This is a genomic window from Endozoicomonas sp. ALC013, from assembly GCF_049310205.1.
Taxonomy (GTDB): Bacteria; Pseudomonadota; Gammaproteobacteria; order Pseudomonadales; family Endozoicomonadaceae; genus Endozoicomonas.
Genome location: NZ_JBLYNS010000033.1, coordinates 1 through 23454, shown reverse-complemented (window position 1 = coordinate 23454; position 23454 = coordinate 1). Strand labels below are relative to the sequence as shown.

At 45.6% G+C, this 23454-nt stretch carries 22 protein-coding genes and 1 pseudogene; 12 read left to right on the top strand and 11 right to left on the bottom strand.

All coding sequences use genetic code 11. From position 1 onward, the window contains the following. Nucleotides 1-627 precede the first annotated feature (627 nt). The 6 genes from ACO6V1_RS08675 to ACO6V1_RS08650 form a co-directional block, all read right to left on the bottom strand. Nucleotides 628-2679: an ankyrin repeat domain-containing protein gene (locus ACO6V1_RS08675; protein ID WP_422443927.1), complete on the bottom strand. Its 2052-nt coding sequence runs from the start codon at nt 2677-2679 to the stop codon at nt 628-630. A gap of 164 nt (nt 2680-2843) precedes the next feature. Further along, nucleotides 2844-4586 (bottom strand): ankyrin repeat domain-containing protein, encoded by a 1743-nt coding sequence (locus ACO6V1_RS08670; protein ID WP_422466533.1) that lies wholly within the window; start codon nt 4584-4586, stop codon nt 2844-2846. Nucleotides 4587-4757: 171 nt separating this feature from the next. After that, nucleotides 4758-6317: an LDL receptor domain-containing protein gene (locus tag ACO6V1_RS08665; protein ID WP_422466531.1), complete on the bottom strand. Its 1560-nt coding sequence runs from the start codon at nt 6315-6317 to the stop codon at nt 4758-4760. Nucleotides 6318-6567: 250 nt separating this feature from the next. Further along, entirely contained in the window at nt 6568-6834 is a 267-nt protein-coding gene (locus ACO6V1_RS08660) for a hypothetical protein (protein ID WP_422443933.1), read from the bottom strand. A 251-nt stretch (nt 6835-7085) separates the two neighbouring features. After that, a complete protein-coding gene (locus ACO6V1_RS08655) occupies nt 7086-8870 on the bottom strand; it encodes a hypothetical protein (RefSeq protein ID WP_422443935.1) in 1785 nt (594 codons plus the stop codon). Nucleotides 8871-9094: 224 nt separating this feature from the next. Next, nucleotides 9095-9502 carry a winged helix-turn-helix transcriptional regulator gene (locus tag ACO6V1_RS08650; protein WP_422443937.1) on the bottom strand — a complete coding sequence of 136 codons (408 nt, stop codon included), beginning with the start codon at nt 9500-9502 and terminating at the stop codon, nt 9095-9097. Between the two features lie 149 nt (nt 9503-9651). Between ACO6V1_RS08650 and ACO6V1_RS08645 the strand changes: the two genes are divergently transcribed. Both ACO6V1_RS08645 and ACO6V1_RS08640 read left to right on the top strand, forming a co-directional pair. Further along, on the top strand, nt 9652-10194 hold the full coding sequence (locus ACO6V1_RS08645; protein ID WP_422443939.1) for a nuclear transport factor 2 family protein: 543 nt from the start codon (nt 9652-9654) through the stop codon (nt 10192-10194). A gap of 189 nt (nt 10195-10383) precedes the next feature. Further along, nucleotides 10384-11259: a protein kinase domain-containing protein gene (locus ACO6V1_RS08640; protein WP_422466529.1), complete on the top strand. Its 876-nt coding sequence runs from the start codon at nt 10384-10386 to the stop codon at nt 11257-11259. 145 nt (nt 11260-11404) lie between these two features. On the opposite strand, the gene ACO6V1_RS08635 is transcribed toward ACO6V1_RS08640, so the two are convergent. Continuing rightward, complete coding sequence (locus tag ACO6V1_RS08635) at nt 11405-11623, bottom strand: hypothetical protein (RefSeq protein WP_422466527.1); 219 nt, start codon at nt 11621-11623, stop codon at nt 11405-11407. A 28-nt stretch (nt 11624-11651) separates the two neighbouring features. On the opposite strand from ACO6V1_RS08635, the gene ACO6V1_RS08630 reads away from it, so the two are divergent. The 3 genes from ACO6V1_RS08630 (at nt 11652) to ACO6V1_RS08620 (ending at nt 12939) form a co-directional block, all read left to right on the top strand. After that, nucleotides 11652-11930 carry a EutN/CcmL family microcompartment protein gene (locus ACO6V1_RS08630; protein WP_422466543.1) on the top strand — a complete coding sequence of 93 codons (279 nt, stop codon included), beginning with the start codon at nt 11652-11654 and terminating at the stop codon, nt 11928-11930. 151 nt (nt 11931-12081) lie between these two features. Then, nucleotides 12082-12420: a high-potential iron-sulfur protein gene (locus ACO6V1_RS08625; protein ID WP_101746178.1), complete on the top strand. Its 339-nt coding sequence runs from the start codon at nt 12082-12084 to the stop codon at nt 12418-12420. 99 nt (nt 12421-12519) lie between these two features. After that, nucleotides 12520-12939 carry a hypothetical protein gene (locus tag ACO6V1_RS08620; protein WP_422466525.1) on the top strand — a complete coding sequence of 140 codons (420 nt, stop codon included), beginning with the start codon at nt 12520-12522 and terminating at the stop codon, nt 12937-12939. A 300-nt stretch (nt 12940-13239) separates the two neighbouring features. Here the strand turns inward: ACO6V1_RS08620 and ACO6V1_RS08615 are convergent, their stop codons facing one another. Together ACO6V1_RS08615 and ACO6V1_RS08610 are read right to left on the bottom strand one after the other, a co-directional pair. Then, nucleotides 13240-14802 carry a cryptochrome/photolyase family protein gene (locus ACO6V1_RS08615; RefSeq protein WP_422466523.1) on the bottom strand — a complete coding sequence of 521 codons (1563 nt, stop codon included), beginning with the start codon at nt 14800-14802 and terminating at the stop codon, nt 13240-13242. After that, nucleotides 14789-14974, bottom strand: coding sequence for a DUF2256 domain-containing protein (locus ACO6V1_RS08610; RefSeq protein ID WP_422466521.1), 186 nt, complete (start codon nt 14972-14974; stop codon nt 14789-14791). Before ACO6V1_RS08610 ends, ACO6V1_RS08615 begins: the two co-directional genes overlap by 14 nt. Before the next feature lie 259 nt (nt 14975-15233). On the opposite strand from ACO6V1_RS08610, the gene ACO6V1_RS08605 reads away from it, so the two are divergent. The 3 genes and pseudogenes from ACO6V1_RS08605 (at nt 15234) to ACO6V1_RS08595 (ending at nt 19438) form a co-directional block, all read left to right on the top strand. Next, on the top strand, nt 15234-16454 hold the full coding sequence (locus ACO6V1_RS08605; protein WP_422466519.1) for a hypothetical protein: 1221 nt from the start codon (nt 15234-15236) through the stop codon (nt 16452-16454). A gap of 561 nt (nt 16455-17015) precedes the next feature. After that, a pseudogene (locus ACO6V1_RS08600) lies at nt 17016-18357 on the top strand (ShlB/FhaC/HecB family hemolysin secretion/activation protein). Between the two features lie 100 nt (nt 18358-18457). Continuing rightward, the gene (locus ACO6V1_RS08595; RefSeq protein ID WP_422443957.1) at nt 18458-19438 is read left to right on the top strand and encodes a transposase; all 981 of its coding nucleotides are present in this window, start codon (nt 18458-18460) and stop codon (nt 19436-19438) included. A gap of 233 nt (nt 19439-19671) precedes the next feature. Here ACO6V1_RS08595 and ACO6V1_RS08590 read toward each other — a convergent pair whose 3' ends face one another. Further along, nucleotides 19672-19866 (bottom strand): hypothetical protein, encoded by a 195-nt coding sequence (locus ACO6V1_RS08590; protein ID WP_422443959.1) that lies wholly within the window; start codon nt 19864-19866, stop codon nt 19672-19674. Between the two features lie 91 nt (nt 19867-19957). Continuing rightward, nucleotides 19958-21247: a DASH family cryptochrome gene (locus tag ACO6V1_RS08585; protein WP_422443961.1), complete on the bottom strand. Its 1290-nt coding sequence runs from the start codon at nt 21245-21247 to the stop codon at nt 19958-19960. 361 nt (nt 21248-21608) lie between these two features. On the opposite strand from ACO6V1_RS08585, the gene ACO6V1_RS08580 reads away from it, so the two are divergent. The 4 genes from ACO6V1_RS08580 to ACO6V1_RS08565 all read left to right on the top strand — a co-directional run. Beyond that, entirely contained in the window at nt 21609-22100 is a 492-nt protein-coding gene (locus ACO6V1_RS08580) for a hypothetical protein (RefSeq protein ID WP_422443963.1), read from the top strand. 27 nt (nt 22101-22127) lie between these two features. Next, entirely contained in the window at nt 22128-22652 is a 525-nt protein-coding gene (locus ACO6V1_RS08575; RefSeq protein WP_422443965.1) for a lipocalin family protein, read from the top strand. 177 nt (nt 22653-22829) lie between these two features. Further along, entirely contained in the window at nt 22830-23051 is a 222-nt protein-coding gene (locus ACO6V1_RS08570) for a hypothetical protein (protein ID WP_422443967.1), read from the top strand. A 12-nt stretch (nt 23052-23063) separates the two neighbouring features. After that, nucleotides 23064-23454: MerR family DNA-binding transcriptional regulator (locus ACO6V1_RS08565; protein WP_422466517.1), on the top strand; the 391-nt coding region annotated here is incomplete at its 3' end.

Sequence of the window (23454 nt, the reverse complement as noted above, 5' to 3'; positions counted from 1 at the left end):
TCCGTGTAAGACATTTGCCACTGGTAACCGCTCCTTCTTTTATATAGGCCCTGAAACCAAACAACCCGGTATTTCAGACGTTGTGCATAAGTACACTCGAAAACCGGAACCAATCAAAATGACTGACAAAAGTAATCAACTACTAGTCGATAAAACGGGTTAATTTGATTTGAGGCAGCTGTTCCTGCGTTGGCGTATCATCGCCTGAATACGGGCACTGCAAGTACCCGTATCACATAATAAAAAACCTTGCCAGAGACAAGGCTGCAAGTGCTGAACCATCAGCTGTTTGCGTTTTTTATTATTATTGGGGTGGTATTTATTCTTAGACAGAGAGTGAGTATTTGGTGTTCTTATTACCAGGCTCCGAAACAATCGTTACCGACTTCGGCAAACACTCAATGATTAAGCTCATGCTACGTATTTACCGAAGCAAAAGAATTGATCTACATCAATAAATACCCACTAATAATGCACGAATGATCGACCAGTCACTGCTGAGACCCGGTTCAGGGTTGACCAGCTTTTGACCAAGCAGAAAATAAGCAGGTCTTTCATCATGCATTAATAACAATACAATAACCTGAAAATATTAAATTTTAGTTAATATTTACCCATCGAATCCGTTTACAGCAGCAATTGATCGAGCTTTTCCTGATTATCAGCCGATAATTCACCTGCAAGACTGAGTTTATGTTTACAGATAGCTTTATGAAGCCCTTTATCGCACGAAAGCAGTTGGTGTAATGCTTCAAACCGATGCTCAAACAGCCAGTCATATAATCTAATGTCTGAATGGTGAATAGAGTTGTTGTTTTCAGAGTCCTCTGTCTCATGGCAATTGGATTCGCCCCAATCATGACTGTCCCGTACGGCAGAATCATCCGACTCTGGATCTAACCCAACCCTGGCAAAATCACTTCTCGGTGCGTTATAGGTAGCTTCCATCTGGCTTATGAAGGAATCTTTGCATGAGTGGGCAAAAGGTTCACGGGGCAGGTAGACGAAAGGGTAAAGACTTATATCCGGACTGTGCATATCTCTGGCTTTTGCCAGCAACGCTGCCAGTGTCATTTTATTTTGCGCACTCAAATTGTCGGCAATGACGTCAGAGGTGTTATCAATCAGATAAAAAACATCCGCATCACTGGTTAACAGTTTTCCAATATCACCTGCCCGGGTTTCTATTAACGTATCTGAAATAGCGCCTTTCAGAGTGTCGATATTTCCCGGAAAATTGTATTTATACGCGGCTTTCAGGACATAAGAACACAATTCCAGCTTGCGAAAATATTCACCATGATCTTCAAAAACACTGAAACATGTGGCAAGCAGGGACTGGCCATTATGATCAAGGCGGTTCAGATGCAACCCGGATTTTATCAAATAGAGAAGCGTGTCAGAAACACGATAGAAGTAATAGGTTTTAATGTTCCGCACCAGTTCATTGAAAGGGAGTTTTCCTTCGCTGGTGTGTTGATTGATATCTAACCCATGGTGGGTCAGCAAATTGATTTTTTCACTGTCGAGAAACCGACTCGCCATCATTGCATGAAGCGGACTGTTTTCGTAACGATTGTCAGCGTTGTCGATACTGGCTCCAGCCCGCAACAGAAGCACAGCAAGACCGACCCATGACGTTAAGCTCAACGTTTCTGACAGTGCTGTCTTCCCACTGCTGTTCACGGCGTCTAGGATTTCCTGACGGCCACCGGCCTTTTCCAGTAACCTGTCCATAAGCGCCAGGGAGGCACCACCAGTTTGACAGGCAACGTGTAATGGCGTGTTACCAAAGCGATCAGCAACCAGTTCGGCACCACGGCTCAACAGCAATTCCACCACGGTATCAGGATTCGTTGTGTACTTTTGTCCACCACTGCGTGAATGAAGACAGCTCGCTCGACAAAACTGGTGCAGTAAGGTTTGCCCCGCCTGATTGATGGGCTGATTGATATCAACACCTTCTTTACTCAAATACCATTGCAGGTGCTCCAGTATTTTGGGATCGGCTTCTCGCGGTGGAGAATTCCAATACACGGTATCATCGGGCCCATACGCCGAAGCTTGGGTTATGTGCTGAACTTTTTTCGCACGAATATCAATACCCCTGCTCTCTAACAGCGTATCCAGTTCCTGAATGTCAGCATTGCCTCGAAAGAGAGTATTGCATTGGCAATCAGGGCTACGGATTAACCATGTACCCGGGGTTTCGCACACAATCACCTGACGTCCATTAAATATCTCTGTCGTCTTAGGCTCCAGTGTCAGGTGGTGACAGACCACGACGGGTAATGCAATGGGCTTGAATGCCTTGAGATCATCAGGGGTGACTGAACGCATAACTGGTCCTCCAAAGCGGCTGTAACTATTAGCTCCCGACTTCTTGTCGTTGATAAATTCACAGTAATGATCACCGTTGTCTGGAAATGGCGAATCATCCCGGATATTTATCTCAACATGGTCGCACTCATTCCCTGGCCTGTATTGATCATCAGAAAAATCACGCCGTTCAGAGCGGGCCGACATATGCAGGCTTTGTATGGCTTGCCCAAAAACAACCCGCCCCGAAAACAATTTGTTACCGGCTTCATTTCGAAGTGAGTTGGCAGCCATTGCTGAAAATTGGCTGTTGGTGAGTTGTCTTGTATGTTTGAGAATGTTTAAAGCCTGTGTGTACATTGAATACCTCTGGAAATTTTTTACGATATTCGTTGCTCTCCAACCGTTATGGAGAGACTTCTGCAAATCACCCTGAAAACATTCATTCAAGTACATGACCATTTCAGACAACTCTCAAACCCTGCACTGACTGAGGACAAAACAGTAGAGAATTTTAATGGGTCTTAACACTCACCAACCAAGGTAGTCTCCCTGAGCAATTGATCAAGTTTCTCTTTATTGTCAATGGATAATTCACCCACGAGCTTGTTTTTATACTGACTGATAGTCTTATGAATTTCTTTATGTGACAAAAGCAGTTGACGTAATGCTGCAAACCGACAGTCAAAAAGCCAGTCATATAAATGAATATCTGAATATCGTACTGAATGATTGTCCTGATGGTCTTCAGTATCATCACAATCAGATTTCTCATTAATCTCTAGCTCTAGTGCTAATGATTCAAAATAATCCAGATCTGATTCCAGTAACCCAACCCCGGCAAAATCGGTGCTTGCCGCATTGTAAACAGCGTCCATATGACGCATGAAAGAATTTTTACAAGAGTGCGCAAAATGTTCACAGGGCTGGTAGACAAAAGGACGAAGGCTCCTATCCGGAGGATAAATATCTCTGACTTGTTTCAACCACCCTTCCAATTTCTTTTTATTTTGCTTACTCAAGTTGCTGGCAATGATTTCGACGGTGTTATCAATGAGATAAAAAACATCCGAAAAACTTGTTAACAGTTTACAGATATCCTTTGCGTGTTTTTCCATTAATGCATCCGAAACCGCGCCTTTCAGAGCATCAATATTTCCTGGAAAATGGTATTTATAGGCAGCTTTCAAGACAAAAGCACACAATTCAAGCTTTCGATAATAATCGATATTTCCGGCAAAAACATCGAAACACATGGAAAGCAGGGACTGACCATAACGATCGAGGCGGTTCAGGGCCAGCCCTTCCTTTAACAGGTAAAGAAGTACATCGGAATCAAAGTAGAAGTTACAGTAATACATATCCCTGACAAACTCATTGAAAGGGAGTATGCCTTCACTGAAGCAGTTATTGATATCTAACCCATAGCGGGTAAGGAAGTACAGTTTTTCACTGGTAAGCTGTTGATTTTCGATCATTGCATGAAGCGGACTGTAATGATACCTGTTGTCGGCGTCACCGATACTGGCTCCCGAGCGCAACAGAAGCACCGCTATACCAACCCATGCTGATGAACTGAGCGCCTCGGACAGGGCTGTTTTCCTGTCGTTGTTAACTGCATCAAGGATTTCCGGGCTGCCATTGACCTTTTCCAGCAATATTTCCAAAAGCTCCGGGGTAGCTCCAACATTGCAGGCGAGGTGTAATGGTGTGTTACCAGCGCGATCAGGAAGCAGTGAGGCCCCACGGCTCAAAAGCAATTTCACCACCGTATCAGGATGCACAGGGTGCAGCGTTTCCGGCTCCCTGTGATAGAGACAGCTCGCTTTACAGAACTGATGCAACAGGGTTTGCTGCGCCTGGTTGATGGGCTGATTGATATCAACCCCCTCTTTACTCAGATACCATTGCAGTTGCTCCAGTATATTTGGGTTAAGTTCTTTCAGCGGAGAACGCCAATACACCATCTCTCGGGGCCCAAACGCTGAAGTCCGGGTTATATACCGGGCTTTTTTCGCATGAATATCAACACTCCGGTTCTGTAACAACGTATCTAATTCCTGAATGTCAGCATCATCACGAAACAGCGTATCGCATCGACAATCAGAGGAACGGATGAGTCGTGTATTGGGGTTCTCGCACACGACCAACTGACGACCATTGAATACCTCGGCAGTGCAAGGCTGCATGGACAGGTGGTGACAGACCAGAACGGATGAAGCAGTGGGCGTGAATAACTTGAGATGTTCAGGAGTGACGGAAGTCATAGTAAATATTTTAAAGTGCGTTTTTTATACATTTCATTTAAAAATGTTCACTCATAAAAGTCCGTTAAAAAAATACTGGCTGTCTCCCGAATATGACCAGAAGCCGAGTCTGGTATAAAAACGGGAATAATCAAGTCTTTCCTGTTTACTGACTCATTCTGATTTTTCCTGCTAAACAAGTTTCTGCTGCATTTCAAGTACTTCCTTTGTTTTATCAGAGCCAATTGATGGGGCTGCTACAGCCGCCAATTGCTGTTGGGACTGCCGGAAAGACAAGGGATGCCAGAGTGATCGTGATAACGCTTGCCCTGCTGGTAATGTCGGAACAGCCCGCTTAATGGCCTTATAGCTTGCGTAGGCACAAAGGGCATACGAGCCGACTCCCACTGCCAAGACAGCGGGTATAGCGAACAAGGCATAGGCTGAGAGTTCGCTGGAGGTGTCTGTCGGGTGTTCAAATTCTGTATAGTTAGAACTGGTTTCAAGAATGGTTTGTGTGGGGGTTGTGAATTGTTCCGACGTTGTGAGTTGTTCCGGTGTTGTGAGTTGTTCCGGTGTTGTGAATTGTTCCGACGTTGTGAGTTGTTCGGGCGTTGTGAATTGTTCCGACGTTGTGAATTGTTCCGACGTTGTGAGTTGTTCCGACGTTGTGAGTTGTTCGGGCGTTGTGAGTTGTTCAGGCGTTGTGAATTGTTCCGACGTTGTGAGTTGTTCGGGTATTGTGGTTTGTGCTGGTGTTGTAAAAGTACTGCACCCCCGCTCATCCGAGTAATCAGCACAATCGTAATCTCCATCGCATTTAACATAGGAAGGAAGACATTCACCGTTATTGCAAATAAACCGCCCTAACTTGCTGCATACATCCTCTGTGCAGTTATCTAGATGGGAGCCATCATCACATTGCGTGTTCGCACCAGAAAGTCCACTACATTGAAACCTTAACGAAATACATTTGGTGCCGTCAGCACAAATAAACCGCTTTAATTGGTTACATACATCCGGTGTGCAGTAGTCTTCATCGGAGCCATCCTCACAATCCATATAACGCACTCCCTTACTTCCATCACATTGATGCTCCTTACCGATGCACTCGCCATTGTCACAGGTGAATTGATCATCTGCGCATGCCGCCTGAGGCTCTGTGGTTGGGTCGGGCGTCGGGGGAGAGGCAGAAGCTGTCATTGCTTCTGGCGTTGTTGTTTGTGCAGACGTCGTTGTTTGTGCAGACGTTGTTGTTTGGCTGGATGTCGGGGTTTGAACGGAAGCTGTTATTGCTTCTGGCGTTTTGGTTTGGCCAGGAGTTGTAAAGGTTGAGGGTGTCAATTCCGTATCGATAGCAGTAGTTACAGGGGTAGTTGTTGCAGGTAAGGTTGAGTGAAATTGACTGGATCTGGATGCCGCTTGAGCCATCTGCTGCTGATTATACAAAGCCGCAAAAAACAGCATTGATTGTTTTAGCCCCGGTGCCACAGCACCAACATAGGGTGAATTCATCACCTCGCTGAAAGCAAAACCTGCCGCACGGCGCATCAAAATTGTGCCTGCCTTCAGGGCAACACCGGCAAGTTGCCTTACCTGATAGTCAACGATCGGTTTGTGTTCATGCTTCTGCGCCAAATCATTCCCACACAGGATATACCCCTGGCAAACACTGAGACCTGCCTTCTTAGAGGTTTGTGCGGCCATGGTTTGAGGGTTGAATGCGTTTGGTAAGGAAGAATCAATTTTCATTTGATAACCTTTTGGATAGACAGATCATCCCTCCATGCAAATATACCCATGGCATGATGTGCAGTTACCAGAACAGGACTGTTGATTATTGAGCGCCTTTCTGGTCAGTCGCCAAAGGCTAACCAATCCATGGGTTATGGCAGTAAAATAGATGTTTTTCTAATACTTGCCGCAAATATTTAATATCGTTAAAGCTGAGCACGCAGCGAAGCATCAACAGGCCCTGACAACACCCAATTTTTATCTTCAATTAGTCTCTGTTTATACGTTGTATGGTTGGCATGTGCAGAGTTATGGTTCTGTTGCTGTATCCTATTCCTCCTGTATTTATCCGATAAGGTTCGCTCAGAGAATCTCCATATAATTTGGCCAGGAATGCACCTATCATACACCCTTCAACCGCATGCCCTGAACAGCAACCAATAACACCACCAGCAGCAGCGCCAACTAATTCGGGCTTGCCAACACCTGGATAGATAATATCAAAACTGTAAACGTTATTATTTTGAGGTTGCATATCAACGGACTCTTTGATTGGGTTCCTGGAGGCTTACAGTTTCTCTATAAAATAACCAACAAAGCGGAGTAGTCATTTTTCTGAACCTGACTGCTGGATAATAATACACTGTAGATTTCCATGTTTTACCAGCCTCCGGCAGTCAACGAGAAACTGAGTTGATAATATTGACCGTTGAATCATTGAATAGTTCAATCTTTGCAAGTATGGAAATACAGTTTTCAAAGACCCTCGGGCATTTGAGCATTCGACTACTCAAGTCCAAACGGAATATACTCGGCCCTTATGACAATCTCATCATTAAATTTATAAATAGGTTTGCCAAGATCCTTTTGATCCTCTTTAAGCATCATTAAAGTAAAGAAATCTACAGTTACCGTTCGTGCTTTATGTTCGTCATAACAAGATTGAACTTGTACCACTCTATTTTTCGACTTCACTGGTATAACAGTTGATATGTCCTTTTTTTGATGGTCTTCGATGGTATGTCTTCTATCCAGTAGTGAAACCTTTATTCCTCCGGATACCGGCCAGGTCAGTTTTTCGTCATGCTTGCCTGGCATAACCTGTGCACAAACTGTCGCCCTGGTATGATTTGATTGGTAGGTACCTTCGAAATCCAGAATGAGTTTGAAGCAGTATCCTTCATCTGACGTATAAAAAACCGGGCTATGTAATACATGATCACTGTGTCGGGTACCGTTAACTAATTGTTTGCAATTTCGGATGGGCCAGCTGATCAGGCCGCTACCTTCGATCACGTCGTATGGTGAATTTAAAAAATTGGGTTTAATCTGAGCGGCTGACAGCACATCTATCGTTGTTTCGCTATTGGAATCCAAATAGCAGGATTGATAATCCCACTTCGGGGGTTGTAAACTGGACAGACTGCAAAATTCTTTAAAGCCTACGAGAGGATGTGGGGTCTTCCCCGGGGATCTTCGGCACTCACCCGGAGCTCTTGATAGATGAATCGTCCTTATAATGTCTTTCTTATGTTTGCTGTGATCTTTCATAATAAATTTCATGGATTCACTGCAGGGCCATTCGGCTTTGCCATCATTGCCTCCGTTGATCACACGAACATACAAAGACAGGTATTCATGACTTTGTTTCACTAATAACAACTGAAAGGTATGGTTGTTGATTTGGAATGGCTCACTCTTCTGTATTACCCCACCCGTTTTATTTAAGTTTTCAGCATGATCAAATTGCCATGAATAGACAACATCCCCAACTCCTGCTGATGCAGATGGTTGAGCGACAGTTGCCGGTGGAACCACCTTTGATACATTATCCATTTTGACCTTCGGCGGTCCGGCTTTCGTTTCGATGTTGGAGGTATGGCTGTCATATCCGGAACGTACGGACAATTGTTGGTCATTAACAATTGTGCTTATGACGGTTGACAATGAGCAATTCTCAGATTTAGCTGTTTCCAATTCCACATCAAGTAATTTGATTTTCTGGCTTTGTGACTGGACTTGCTCTGTCAGCCTCTTATTTTCCTGAATCGTATTCTCCAGTTCTTCCTTTAAGGCGTCTGAATCAGTGTTACTTTCAGGCTGTATTTTTATGTTGTGTTTATATCGCTCTTTTAAGTATTTTATTTCTTCTGTCAGATACTTTTTTGATGTTGGTCCATTACAGTTATAGACATGAACTTTCTGATAATTTTGAAACTCCCCTTTCCAGCTGCATTGTGGTTCCAGGCACTCGACAATAAGACCATTGATCTCCCTCGCATAAGCTGCATCGACAAAAATATCTTTTATATTTATGCGGCTGTTACATTCAGCCAGGGGGCAGGTTATCTCTCTGTCTTTAATATTTTTTTCTATGCATGGCTTACAAATAATGTGTCCGCATGGCAGCTGATAAGGATCGGAAAGAATATGTGGCCTTGGCTCTGAATATAAACAGGCAAACTTTTTTTGCTTGGAAGGATCCAGAATCAGAGCCGGTGGATACGGATAGACACGTTCAAATTCAGGCATTGGTGTATCACGATTCAGTGTTCCTGATAATGTGTTCATATTGAAATACCTGAGTTCAATGTCAACGTGTTTGTTTGACCTGTTTTCTTCAACCAGGTTCCCTGTATTTTTATTCCAATCGATATCGCCATCACAGCTCTTGCAAAGGCTATTACCATTGAACCCTGGTCATCACGCTCCTTGTTCCGTGTGTACGAGAATGCAGCAAGTCCGTGTATTTGGACGTTCATTAATAAGTCCCATCTTTTATTGCATTTTGAACATTAATAGCTTGAGACATTAACTTTAGCATCATAGACTTTGCGCGAACGCTTTATTTTATCATGATGCTTTTCCGCCCAGGAAACCAACTGATACAGGGGTTTTACTAAATCTTTGCCCATTCTGGTAAGCTCGTACTCTACTCTTACTGGCACTTCAGGGTATACAGTTCTGGTAACATAACCTTCTCGCTCAAGGTCTCGGAGTGTTTGAGTAAGCATACGCTGTGAGATGCCTACTACTCTGTATTTAATAGAGTTAAACCTGTCAGGACCCTCGACCAGTGCAAATAAAATGAGTACTGACCATTTGTCGCCTATCTGAGCCACAACATTACGAATAGGACAGTCTTCGGTGTTATAAAATACCCGCTTTTTGTCTTTATCTCTGTTTTCGCATTTTACAGTCATACCACAGCCCTTTTGCCAAGATAGGTCAGAGGGTTACCAAAATGTGCCTAGATGACATTCTGGTACCTTCTTGTAGAGCAGGTTACTAATATATACCATGATATTCAAATAACATGTTGAACAACCAACGACATTGGAAGGAGCACTATATGTGGAAGACCATTGCATCAACTCTGCTACTGTTGGTAAGTCTTACTGCACCTGCGGGTAATGCAGACGAGTTGATTATAAACCTGCAATCTTTACAAAAAAATGATTGGACAGAGCAAGAGTTGGCTAATGCTACCTTAATTACGGACTTCGTACAAAATCTGATGAATAACCATAATTTTGATTACATTCTCGAGAAGTATAACGATAGCTCGTATGTTCAACACAATCGTAATTTACCTGATAAAGTCACTGGCCTGGTTGGCTTTTTAAAAGAGTTTGTTGAGGACTATCCCGATTACACCTATGACGTGAAGCATATTTATGTTGATGGTAATTACGTAATTTTTCACTCACATGCTACTTTGAAGAAAGAAGACAGGGGTAATGATAAAAAAGGAATGAATATTGTTGATACTTGGCGGCTTGAAAATGGCAGGATCGTTGAGCACTGGGACTCAATTCAAGCACTGGACGGCTTTATGCGACTTTACTCTCTAATTAACGGTGGCGATATTAAGAACAATAACGGCGTCTTCTGATTTTACATTATATAGGTGCTTACTGTTGCACATTAAGTACCTACCCCCGCTTGTTCGGCGCAGTCCACACGAAGAAGTTGTTGTTATAAGAATTTCACTCGGAGTACTTTCGTAAATTGGCAGGTAGAAATTTATCCATCTCTTGACTAGAAAAGTCATTTTTCCATTTGCTGTAATACAGGTAAATATATGCAAGCCCAGAGCTCACTAGCGATAGCAAAATCACCCATTGGAAGCAGTAGAGAAGTTAATACTTCCCAGGAAAGTCAAGCACTCGAATTTAAATTTTCAAATTACAAGGTGATGCATTTAATCGGCTCAGGAGCAAATGGCAAGTGCTTTGTTGCTAAAAAACAGGATGCCGATGAATATATTGCAATAAAAAGAACGAAAAAAGATATAGGATGCTATGAAGTTGAATGTTTGAAACAACTTAACCCCCATACAAACATAGTACGTCTTTTAGGTTTTCAGGACACAGCAACCTCATATTATCCATATAATATCGCATTAGAGTTGGCTGACTGTGACTTGGCTGACATGATAGGTTTATTTGGTATAGACTCTATCACCCTGAAACCTGATCAAATTGCTCACATTTTCAAAAACATTATCGCAGGATATTTATATATAAGAGAGAAAGACCTTATAGATTATGTGGATCTAGATGATTCTAATACACTGTATTTTTCTAAAGATTGTCATTTCAAAATATCAGATTTTAATAATAAAATAAAAATAGATAGTGATCCAGAAAGAATAAGGTCACTTTCTTACATACTTTATAAAATAGCATCAAAATTTTCTCATAAGTGCAAAGCAATCCAATCTGCAAATCAGAGAGCAGTATGTCAACCTTTTTGTCGTGAAGCCAATACCTCCACTCCATTATTAAGCAAAAATAATTGGCAGAGTGTTCTAACAAGACGTGAAACGGAAATGATTTTAAAGATGTTTGAGTTAAAAACAAGCTTTAGTGAATTAAATGAATACATATTAGAGTTAGAAGGTAGATCCTCACCCTTTGAAAAACCACAATCGTTAAAGCCAATGCGTATGATTTGATGCTGCCTTATAACCGGGATAGAGCAGAGCTTTATGACTCTGCTCCTTTCACACTATGAGCCATATAGATCACGTAGCATCGTGGTTCAAATTACTTTGTTTTCATCTTGCTGCCAGTTATGGCAGCCCAAGATTATTGAAATATCTATTTGACAATGAACGGGTTAACACCGGACTGCTGTAATGCAGTGATCGGGAGACATTCATCCTGTATAAAATAGCGTTCAGCAGAAGTGCTCTGATTTAAGATTATGCTTGAGTAAGTGATTAATATTTCAAGCGTATCGGAACCACTTCCAGTTTTGAATTTATCTTTTACTGAAGAAGCAATAAAACTTGGCGTTCCATTTACAGATGCATCCATTCTTTGAAAACCCCTTGGAATATAGAAAATCTTTGAGAGAAAATCTATAAAAGGTCGGCGCTTATGGGCTTCTTCATTAGATAGCACCAAGCAGGATGGTCTCAGTGGCTTCAAATTAATGATCGTTGAGCTGATCAATCCCTGCGAGCAGGAAATCGGCCAGTCACTGGTGGCCGTTGATACCGTTGGTGCCGACATAGGTGACCTCGTCCTGGTCGCCAGAGGTGGTGCTGCCCGAAAAGCCATACACCCTTGCGAAGGCCCGGTTGACGCAGCGATTGTCGACAATATGGAGGTGAGCCGGTGAGCCGCCTGATTACCCGACAAAACCTGCACGACTTCGTTTCTGATTGATTTCCCCCATGATCCGTGAGATATACCTACTCGTATGATTAGAAAAGTTTTAAGCCTTGATACTATCAGGTTTAAAAAACATAAAAGTACGATGAGGTACTCCCATGTCTGAAAAACCATTCGATTCTGAAAAGCGTGGCCCCACCCGGCGTCGGTTTCTACAACTGGCCGCAGCATCCGCGCTTATTCCCCTTCTTAATATTCCCAGCCGCCAGGCCCGGGCTGATGCGCTCCCCGCACTTGATGAGTCCAACCCTACCGCAATAGGGCTTTCCTATAAGAAGACACAGGCCGACGCTAAATCCATAGATGGCTACCAGGAAGGACGAAAGTGTGAGAATTGCGCGCTCTATACCCCGGATAACCAGGGTTGCCGGCTTTTTCCGGCAAACTCCGTAGAACCGGAAGGCTGGTGTAAAGCCTGGGTGCCAAAACCTGCCTGATGGGTTAGATACCCACACCCTCGTTCCCTCAAAGAAACCCGGGAACGAGGCAATTCTCTGCTATTCTCAACGCATCAAAAATAATCAGAAGTTGTCCTTATGAACCACGATAAAGACAGTGATGCGCTCTGGAATGCTATTCATCAAATAGAGATCAGCGTTAAAAACTCACAGAACGATATTAAAAAACTGTTCCTGCACAGTGTGCGGCACGAAATAGCGATCGAAACACTCAACAAAAAGGTGGATGCCCACCAGCAGGAAAACCGTGAACGCTTCAACAGGATTCAAAATCGTCTGGATACGGTTGAAAACCGACTCGATAGAGTTGAAAACCGACTCGATAGAGTTGAAAGCAGGCTCGATAAGATTGAAAGCCGACTCGATAACATTGATAACCGACTCGATAACATTGATAACCGACTCAATAACATTGATAACCGACTCAATAACATTGATAACCGGTTTGACAAGGTTGAAGAGACACTCGCCATTATTGTGAACCACCTCAAGCCATGATCTGTAGTAAGGAATTGCCCCGAAATAATTTCCACATTTTGGACTCGATCTCCGTTCATCCTGAGTGCTGAGCTTGTCGAAGTATCGAAGGGTGATTGGCACAATACATGAGGCCGGAGTTCACGCCCTTCGACAGGCTCAGGACGAACGTAGTTTTGAAACTCAGAAATGTGGAAATTATTTCAGGACAGCTCCTAACCAGGATCTGGTTCCCACGCTCTTGGGTCCTTCACTCCATTGCCCAACAATACCCTACCGATAAGCCTCCCTCAGCGGCGGCTCTATCAGGCTATCAAATGTTTACAGCGCGTTCAGATGATTAATACACCACCGGGCCCGCTTCAGGATGGCATTCCTGTCCGCTGAGCCCTTTTTGTCCCACCCTTTATAAACCAGGGCGGTCCGTGGATTGCTCTGCAACATCTCCCGGTGTTTCTCCATAAAATGCCAGTAAAGACTGTTTAAAGGGCAGGCACTTTCTGTCTCTTTTTCCTTCACCTGGTAAACACAGCCTGGGCAATAGTCACTCATTTTCTGCACATAATTACCACTGCCTGCATAGGGTTTTGATGCCACCATGCCGCCGTCGGCATACTGCGACATGCCCCGGGTATTGGGCAGCTCTACCCACTGAATCGCATCGATATAAATGCCCAGGTACCACTGGTCGACCTGATCAGGATCAATACCCGCCAGCAGGCAGAAGTTGCCGGTAATCATCAACCGCTGAATATGATGCGCATAGGCATACTGCAATGACTGAGTAATGGCATGACGCATACAGTTCATTTGTGTCTGACCGGTCCAGAACCAATCAGGCAGATCGCTGGTCGCTTTCAGGTAGTTCATGGACTCGTAGTCCGGCATATTGCTCCAGTAGACACCCCGAATATATTCACGCCACCCCAGGATCTGACGGACAAAGCCTTCTATTTGCGCCAGTGAAATCGCTTCAGGGTTTTCCCGCCAGGCGCTGATCGCCTTATCGATCACCTGTTTCGGGTGGAGCATTTTGGTATTCAGGGCAAAGGAGAGCCGGGAATGGTAAAGACTCCACTGATGGTCACTGTTCGCGGTCATGGCATCCTGGAACTGACCAAAATGCGGCAAGCAATGGGTGCAGAAATAATTGAGTAATGTTAATGACTGCTGGCGTGTAATCGGCCAGAGCAGATGAGTGCTAATATCACCAAAGCTCTGTACCTTATGGCGTTTCAGCCGCTCCAGTACTGACGCGGTTGAACTGGCAAACATTAAGGGTTCCGGGATCGCATCAATATCAGCAGCTTTGAGCTTACAGCGATTATCTGCATCATAATTCCATTGCCCGCCTTCCGGCTGGCCATCATGCATCAGGACATTATGCTGCTGGCGCATCTTTCGGTAGAACGTTTCCATTCTGCCGGGCTTACCGGGCTTGAACCGTTTGCCAAGCGCCTCAAACGGAACCAGAAAGTGTTCGGTATCCCACTCTTTTTTAAAGAGGGCTTTATCGGGTTCAAAATCTCTTAACTGTGCCAGCAAACGGTATTCATCAGGCCTCTGGTATTCAAAACGGGTCACTGCATATTGCTGGCACAGGTGAAGAATCAATGATGGCAGGTCGGCAAAGTCTTTGGTTTCATCCAGCGTCAAATGCAGAACCTGATGCCCCGCTTTCTGCAATGCCATGGCAAATTGTTCCATGGCGAGAAAAAAACCACAGATTTTTTGTACATGGTGCTTAACGTAACCGGTTTCCTGAAGCAGTTCGGCAATCACATAAATACAGTCGTCATCCTGCTTGCTGAACCAGCTATGGCGGGCGTTGAGCTGGTCTCCAAGAATCAGTCTGAGGGTAGAGTAGCGTTTATTGTTTTTCATCCATCACCCGGTTTCGTTGAGATCGGCAGCGCCTTGAACAGTAACGAACCTCCTCCCAACAGCGCTCCCACTTTTTTCGCCAGGAAAAAGGACGATGACAGACGGGGCATTGCTTTTGTGCGGTTCGATCAACCTTGTTGTCAGCAGTTTTTGCTCTTTGGGAGTGCTTCATGCCTACTTTACGTTAAATTGACGGTCCGGCTCAGAACAACCTCATCGCTACGGACCAAAGAGTATTCAAGACAACTCAACACCGGGTATTCAGTAAAAGTCAGGGCATTGTTATACCACAGAAACATCATATTCACCGGCAGAGGCATTGACAGATCAGGATTCATAAACTTGACTGGACAATTCGTGATCTGGCTATGGTGGCTGCCTGGCCAGACATTCTCAATCTCTTTTAATAAATCAAAAATTGAGGACAATTGATGTCTAATCCTCTGAGTCCCAACTTTTGTGGTCATACCCCGAACAATACTCAGCCGATACCTGACGCAGCAGCAAATCCCTGCTCTGCAGGATTTGGTCCCCACCGTATCACCAGCACTGACGGCGGGACAACCGGATGGCTTGATTCCGGACTTGAACTACCTGAGGGTGGTGATGTCAACAAAATGCTGGGAGACTCTCGGATTACGACAGTGTCCGAGGCTGACTGCAGGCAACAACTCAACCCGTCACATTCATTGCCCCTGCCCGCATCCGAAATCCTGAGTGTGCCTGCTAATGCTGCTTCAGTAACGTGCTGTGAAGGCGAAGACCAATCTCTGCAACCCGCCCAGACAGCAGCAGAAAATATTCGTGGGACCGGTTCAGATGCCACGGCCTCAGGCCCTGAGTCAGAGGCAACCGGACTGGATCATAGAGGCTGCGACCACAGGCACACCGACGCATGCTGGAAGGATACCCGATGGATCGAACTGAACCAGAAAAGGTTTGATGAAGCCGATCAAAGGGCGTGCTCCCGGTTGTATTCATACTTACCCTTGGCAACGGTAACGCGGCTGGATCAGAAATATCAACTGGAGTCAGGTTTTTACCTTCCGGTCATAAGAGATGATCGGGAGGAAACAAGCCACAGCCGCATCAAAATAACACGGTGCAGTGACGGTCAGGTCCTGGTGGATCTCATTCGGCATGGCTTGAACCCAGTACACAATTTCTTTCAGTGCAAGAACCAGGACTGGGTTTTGACGGGTAAGTCAGTATATTCAACGCTTCTGGTCAATCTATCCACTGGAATACATTACCCACAACGGGGCGATCATTTCAATTTGCTTAATTTTTGCTGGGGCCAGGCCATTCCCAGTCCCGATGGGAATACGCTGGCCGTCAATGGACAGTTTCCGCGTTACAGTAGTAGTGTAGCGCTGCAGTTTTTTGATTTCTCCAATCCTGAAGAAGGCTTCAGAATGCTGAAATCAGAACGCTACTTTTATCCACTCCTTGCAGAGTACACTGTGCCAACCTGGGACTTCAGCCGTGACAATGAAACAGTCATTACCTTTAACGCGGAGGAAGAGGAATACGTTGACACGGACGATTTGAGAAAAAGAAGAGCCTTCACCGTCTACTCGGTCACTTTACGCCGGGCAGGTGACCGGATGGTCGAAGAACGGAGAGAACAGATCAAGAAAAGTTTTCTGTAAAATTGGCTACTGACTGAAAGTGATTATATTTCACTTCGTGATCGTTGACAGTCTCTACCCCGTTTGAATTTTTCATTAACAAGCTGGTCAGTGTCGCTAACTAAAACTAATCTCTTCATTTGACCGGTTCTATTTCAAAGACTTACATTGCGAAAACTGCTATCCCAATGGATATATCGCCGTATGCCGGTTATCCCAGAAACCTGTTAGATTCCCCCCTTTCAAAAGGCACGACTTCCACCTGACCCAGGGCTTTCAGATCCCATGCTGAGCTATCAACACCACTACCACGCGGGTAATCAAGAAAATAAAGGGCACCCAAAAATTTGCTCAGGTTGTACTGAAGCACAGTACTTAATTCAATCGCTTCTTTCTCGGTCAGGCCTTAATTAGAATAGTGCCTCATTAAACCGGCAACCACTTTACACGTCGCTTGTATTATATGTAGAGTCGAATCACAAAAATAAATAAAAGTTCATACTGGAGTTGACGTTGTCTTTTAGGGATGAGTTGTTGAAGCGAGTTTGCAATCGAGCAGTACATCTCTTGATTCTGTCGGCTATGATTCCTTTACCAATGTCAGGCTACGCTAATGCTCCTAACCCCACCAATGAAATCCAGCGCCAGCAAGAGCGTGAAGAGGTAATTCGTAAACAACAAATCCCTGAACCGGATGTTCGCCTGCAAATTCCAAAGGCCGTCGCTGAATCCTTACCTGAAGAAACCAACTGTTTCATGATCGACATTATCCGTTTAACCGGTGATGAAGCAGATCAGTTCCAGTGGGCTCTTTCCGCTGCGGATCAGCCGGGTGACGAGGCCCTTGGCCGCTGTCTTGGTGGCCAGGACGTCAACCTGATCATGAAACGTATCCAGAATGCCATTATCAAAAAAGGCTATGTAACTACCCGGGTGCTGGCGAATCCTCAAGACCTAAATAATGGTGAGCTTGAATTATTCATAGTGCCAGGCCGCATCAAATCTATCCGTTTCGATAATTTTTCCCAGCGCGGCACCAATCTATGGACAGCATTCCCAGCATCGCCCGGAGACTTATTGAACCTGCGAGACATTGAACAAGCCCTGGAGAACTTACGACGCCTGCCCACTGCAGAAGCAGATATTCAGATTGTGCCGGGAACACAGCCCGGAGAAAGTGATCTGGTCGTCTTATGGAAGCAAAAACAACCCCTTCGCTTCACTCTTTCCACTGATGACTCTGGCAGTGAAGCTACGGGACGCTACCAGGGCTCTGCCACTCTCTCTGTCGACAACCCATTTCTACTCAATGATTTGTTCCTCATTCTCCAATGACCTGGGCGGAGGAGACTCAAGAGACTACGGAACACAAGGCCACTCACTGTATTACGTAATTCCCGTGGGATACTGGTCACTCAGTTTTTCTTCCAGCAAGAGTGAATATCATCAGACTGTCGCTGGTGCCACAACCGATTATATCTACAGTGGTGACAGCGAAACTGGTAGCGCCAAATTATCTCGTTTGGTTTATCGGGATGCCTCCCAGAAACTCACTCTCGGTCTTGAAGGTTGGCTCCGTCGCTCCAGGAACTTCATCAATGACACCGAAGTATTAGTGCAACGACGTCGCACCGCAGGTTGGGCAGCAGATATTCAGCACCAGGCGTTTATTGGTCAGAGTGTGCTTAATATGTCAGTCGCCTATCGCCGAGGGACGGGCGCTTTTGATGCCATGCCCGCGCCGGAAGAAGCATTTAACGAAGGCACCTCCCGTTTTGCATTGATCACGCTGAATGCAGGTTTCCAAGTTCCCTTCATCTATTTCGGCCAACAGTTCAACTACTCCCTGAGTTACCGTGGTCAATGGAACAAAACCCCACTGGTAACACAGGATCGATTCTCCATCGGTAATCGTCAAAAATAAAGGACACCCAAAAATTTGACTAATCGGCCACACCGTCTATTTTTCTTCTGGAGCCTCTTATGGCATTAAGCACATATACCCAGTAACCAAAAAAAATGACATGACGACCGCCCGAAAAAACCTCATAGATCCAGCCAGTACGCCCTACTACCACTGCATGGCACGCTGCGTTCGCAGGGCTTTCCTGTGCGGCCAAGACAATTTCTCAGGCAAAAACTATGAGCATCGCAGGCAGTGGGTGGTTGATCGGTTGAAAGCGCTCTCTGGTATTTTTGCTCTGGAAGTCTGTGCTTATGCGGTGATGTCCAATCATTATCATGTGGTGCTCCATATTAATAGTCAGCAAGCCAAAAAATGGGACACTAAAGAAGTCTTACAACGCTGGACGCAGCTGTTTTCTGGTCCACACCTGGTTCAGCGTTATCTTGCCGGCGACCAGCCAGGCAAAGCAGAGCTGCTGCGCATCGAAGAATATGCCCAGGAGTACCGAGGTCGTTTAATGGATATCAGCTGGTTCATGCGCTGTCTCAACGAATACTTAGCCCGGCTGGCTAATAAAGAGGATGAGTGCAAAGGACGCTTTTGGGAAGGTCGTTACAAAAGTCAATCCCTGTTAGACGAGGCAGCATTGCTGACTTGCATGGCCTATGTCGACTTAAACCCCATCCGGGCAAAAATTGCCGCAACGCTGGAAACCTCAGAACATACCTCTATTAAAGAGCGCATTGAGTCATACGACAGTGCAAATGGAAAAAAACAAAAGCCGCACTTGAAACCGTTAAAAGCTCAGGGTCAAAACCCTGAACAGGCGATTCCATACCCACTCAGTAGCTACTTTGAACTGGTTGACTGGTCTGGCCGAATTGTCCGCAAAGGCAAATGTGGCCGTATAACTGACGATGTACCACCTATCCTGGAACGCTTGGGTATTGACCCAAATGAATGGCTGGAGACTATGCGATGGCAGAATCGTTTTCACCGAGCAGTCGGCAAGCTGGCTTCACTGAAGGCTTATGCAAAAAGCACCGGAAAATGCTGGGTTCATGGGATGTCTGTGAGCGGTAATCTCTATCCTGCCTGATCAACACATTTTCATTTACTTTAATGTGACCAGAGTTTTCTGTAGGGCTCTTTCTTATATTGTCTCGATAGTATCTTCCAGGCTCTTCCTGCTTGGTATGAATGAGGATTTCTTAAAACGATCAATACTATCATTTTAAAAAATGGATAAATGACGCACCCTCTCTTCACTTTTTAAAAAGTGGGTGTCCTTTTTTGCTCTTAAAAAGTGGGTGTCCTTTTTTGCTCTTCTCTTCACTTTTTAAAAAGTGGGTGTCCTTTTTTGCTCGGTGTCCTTTTTTGCTCTTGTCTTTTTGTCTTTTTGTCTTTTTGTCTTTTTGTCTTTTTGTCTTTTTGTCTTTTTGTCTTTTTGTCTTTTTGTCTTTTTGTCTTTTTGTCTTTTTGAACCGCTGGATCTTCGTTGGAATTCCTCGCAATACCCGAGGGCACAAGTAGCCCTGCTATTACTCGTCATTCCGCCTTGCCCAGCGGTCCAAAACGACTTGCTCGTTATCATATTTAGAAGGCGGAGTTGGTATGATCACGGCATAATAGGCCAGTCAGCCGCATCAACACTGTCGAGAGGGTAGGTTTTATGCCCTCCCCAACGGTTGATATAGCTGCCATCAGGATCGAACTGCTGAGCCTGTTTATCCAAATTAAAATGGCGACTCCCTCTCGGGTCAGCACCCACGCCCGCCAGATACTGCCAGTTGCCCCAGTTGCTGCCCACGTCATAATCCACCAGTTGCTGCTCAAACCAGGCAGCCCCGTAGCGCCAGTCCATCCCCAGTTCATGAATAAAGCAGCTGGCCACTATTTGCCGCCCACGGTTGGACAGGTAACCGGTGGCCTGCAGCTCTTTCATGCAGGCGTTCACAATGGGCCAGGGTGTATTACCAGCGCACCATTTCTGAAACCGTTCCGGGTAAAAGCAGGACAACCGACACTTATCCCGGATGCCTCTGGATGAAAACAGCCGAACACCATGCTTCAGGGCGTACCATTGGAAATATTCACGCCACAGCAATTCAAATTGAATCCAGTAGGTGGATTCATTGGCCATAATCAATGACTCATAATGCCGGAGTGCCTGGAAAATCTGCCGGGCGGAGAGACAGCCATGGGCCAGCCAGGGTGAAAATTTGGTTGAGGTCTCCCAACCCTGCAAGGCGTTTCGCGTCTCTTTATAGGTGGTTGGCAGCAGCGCTGAGAAATAGTGCTTCAGATGCTCTGCCCCTGCCGTTTCACCACCGGTAAACGGGCTGTTGGTTTTGGCCTTTGCCGGCAACCTGTCGGAATGGTAATTCAAACCGGGCATGGGCCCTGGCATGATATCCGGTGCGGTAGCGGCTTCGGTAATGGGCAGATTTTCGACGTGCTTTCGGAACTGAGTAAATGTTTCCGGCAGCTCGTCCAGGGCAAATGGCAGATCGTTCTGGTGGAAGAGCGTAAATGTTTCAACTTCATTGAAGGTGACTGCCGGGAAGTTCTGCTTAAGACTTTGCCAATAGGCACTCTCCTGAAAACCCGTATTACGGCTGCGATAGACTGCATCGATTTTATGGGCTTTCAGCATTTGTTCGATTGCTTGATACGGACTTTGCAAACGCACCAACAGTTTTTGCCGTCGCTGTTCAAGCTGTGATTCAAGCTGTTGAATACTCTCCCACAGGAAACGCCAGCGATGCTCGCCCATTACCCTTGACTGGTAATGGCCTGGCTTAAACCAGGCAGGGTCAACACAATAGACACACACAAGGTGTTTACAGCTGGCAGCGGCCTGCATCAAGGCCCGGTTATCACTCAGCCTCAAATCGTTGGTAAACAAAAACAGCGTTATTCCCTGCAAGAGCGATACCCTCCAAACCTTTTAGCACGAATACCCTTTTGTACGTTAATTTTCACAAACCACGGCAAACAGCCACCAGCGGCTGATAACTCCATGTAATTTGTAAAAATTTAATCTTTTATAAGTAAACACATCAAATCTGTTTTGGTTTTAAGCCCTCTCAGGTAAAGTAGCCTGTGCTGCCAAATGATTGTTGTATTCCTTCCAGCCATAGACCGAAATGTTCAGACACTTTACCGGTAATCAGTCTGTAATGATGATTGGCCTCGACTTTGGTTCTACCACCAGCCGTGCCATGATCGCCTCTGCATACCTTGAGTGAAATCCGATAACCGAGCGGATGGAGCTGGGCAAACCAGAACTGATCTATCGCTCCGACGCCGTACTGACACCCTTTGAAGAGGGTGAACTCTGCACGGAGGCCATTAATAACTGTCTTGAACAATGGTTAGAAGAAAGTGGCATTGATTGTGATCAGCTCTTTTCCGGTGGCGTCATTATCACCGGCCTTATCGGTGCCCGCCACTTTCAGTTTGAACCGGGGACCTACCGGTTGCTGGAAGTATCCAACCATGGTCAACAACTTCTGGAGCAACTGAATCTGCAGTTAACCATCGGTGACGAGTGCAGCCAAAACGATATCGACCAGATCGTCCGCTATTATATCCGGGCACTGGAAGCCATGGTCACCGGCGATCATCACTGGTTCGACCAGGGCGATGGACAGCAGCTCTGCCAGGTAGCCTTTCAACCGGATGCCAAAGCCGGGTTTGTCAGCCTCGGTAAAGTGAAAAACTTTGTCATACTCGTTTACTTTTATGGGATGCATTAAGTAGTTAAAAAAGAAGGATGCAACGCTTTGAGAACGATTAAAATTCTGTCCCTGATCGCACTGCTTACTGGCTGTACAGGAATCCCGGAAGGCATTACCCCGGTAAAGCCATTTGAGGTTAATCGCTATGTGGGCAAGTGGTATGAGATAGCCCGGCTGGATCACCGCTTTGAACGGGGCCTCTCCCACATCACTGCAGAATACTCAGGCAACCCTGATGGCAGCCTTCGGGTCATCAACTCTGGTTACTCGGTTGAAGCAGGTGAACGCAAACAGGCGGAAGGCAAGGCAAAGTTTGTCCGGGAACCCGACGAGGGATATCTGAAAGTCTCTTTTTTTGGTCCTTTCTACGGCTCCTACATTATTTTTGAGCTTGATCAGAAGGGCTATGAATACGCCTTTATCTCCGGGAACAACAAAGACTATCTCTGGCTGCTGGCCAGAACACCCACCGTCAGTGATCAGGTTAAATCGGACTTTATCAACAAAGCCAAAACACTTGGGTTTGCTACTGAACAATTGATCTTTGTTGACCAGAGCAGTCCTCAATAGCCCGCCACCATTCCGTAAATAAAGAGTGTATATTTACGGAATGTAATCCCCCCCATTTGTAGTCTTATAGCCCTTCCTGACGTTTTTTGACACAGACGATCATCACTTAGGTGAATCAATCCCCCGGCAACAACATTCTATACCATGCCGGATTCGATACCCGCTGGAGTGTGAGCGATGCCCAAACCAACGATGCCCCCACTGGACCAGATTCTGGTGCCGACAGCAAAAACGGATGAAGTTTACCGTTCAAGGGTCATTGGACAGAGTTTCTTCAGCTTTACCGGGCTCAAGGCTCTGCTGGGGGCTGCCGGTTTCCATACCAGTGGTGATCAGGTTGCCGGGCTTGTTGCAGTTAACAAAAACCTATCTATAGTTACTCGAACCTATTCAAAATGAGTAAGTTCTGTTGTGAATGATCGATACTCCATCTCCCGGGCCGCTGACCATTTAGGGGTATCCCCTTCTACTCTGCGTCGCTGGGAGGCTTGTGGAAAACTCGTGCCTGAGCGTACTGCCGGTGGTAAACGACGTTACAGCGCCAGTCAGTTAATGACGCAACAGACTCCACAGGTACAGCACAAAACGGTAGCGTACAGCCGGGTTTCCAGTCATGACCAGAAAAAAGACCTGGAGCGGCAGCAGGAAGTGTTTATAAACACTATGGTCAGGCACTGTCCTTTCGGTTTGCCCGCGATAAGAAGGGGTGTCAAAGAGATCCTGCTCAGTCAGAGAACCATTATCTCACCGCTGGCTGGGGATCTGCTGAAACAGGAAGGCATTAAGCTGCGGTATAATGATA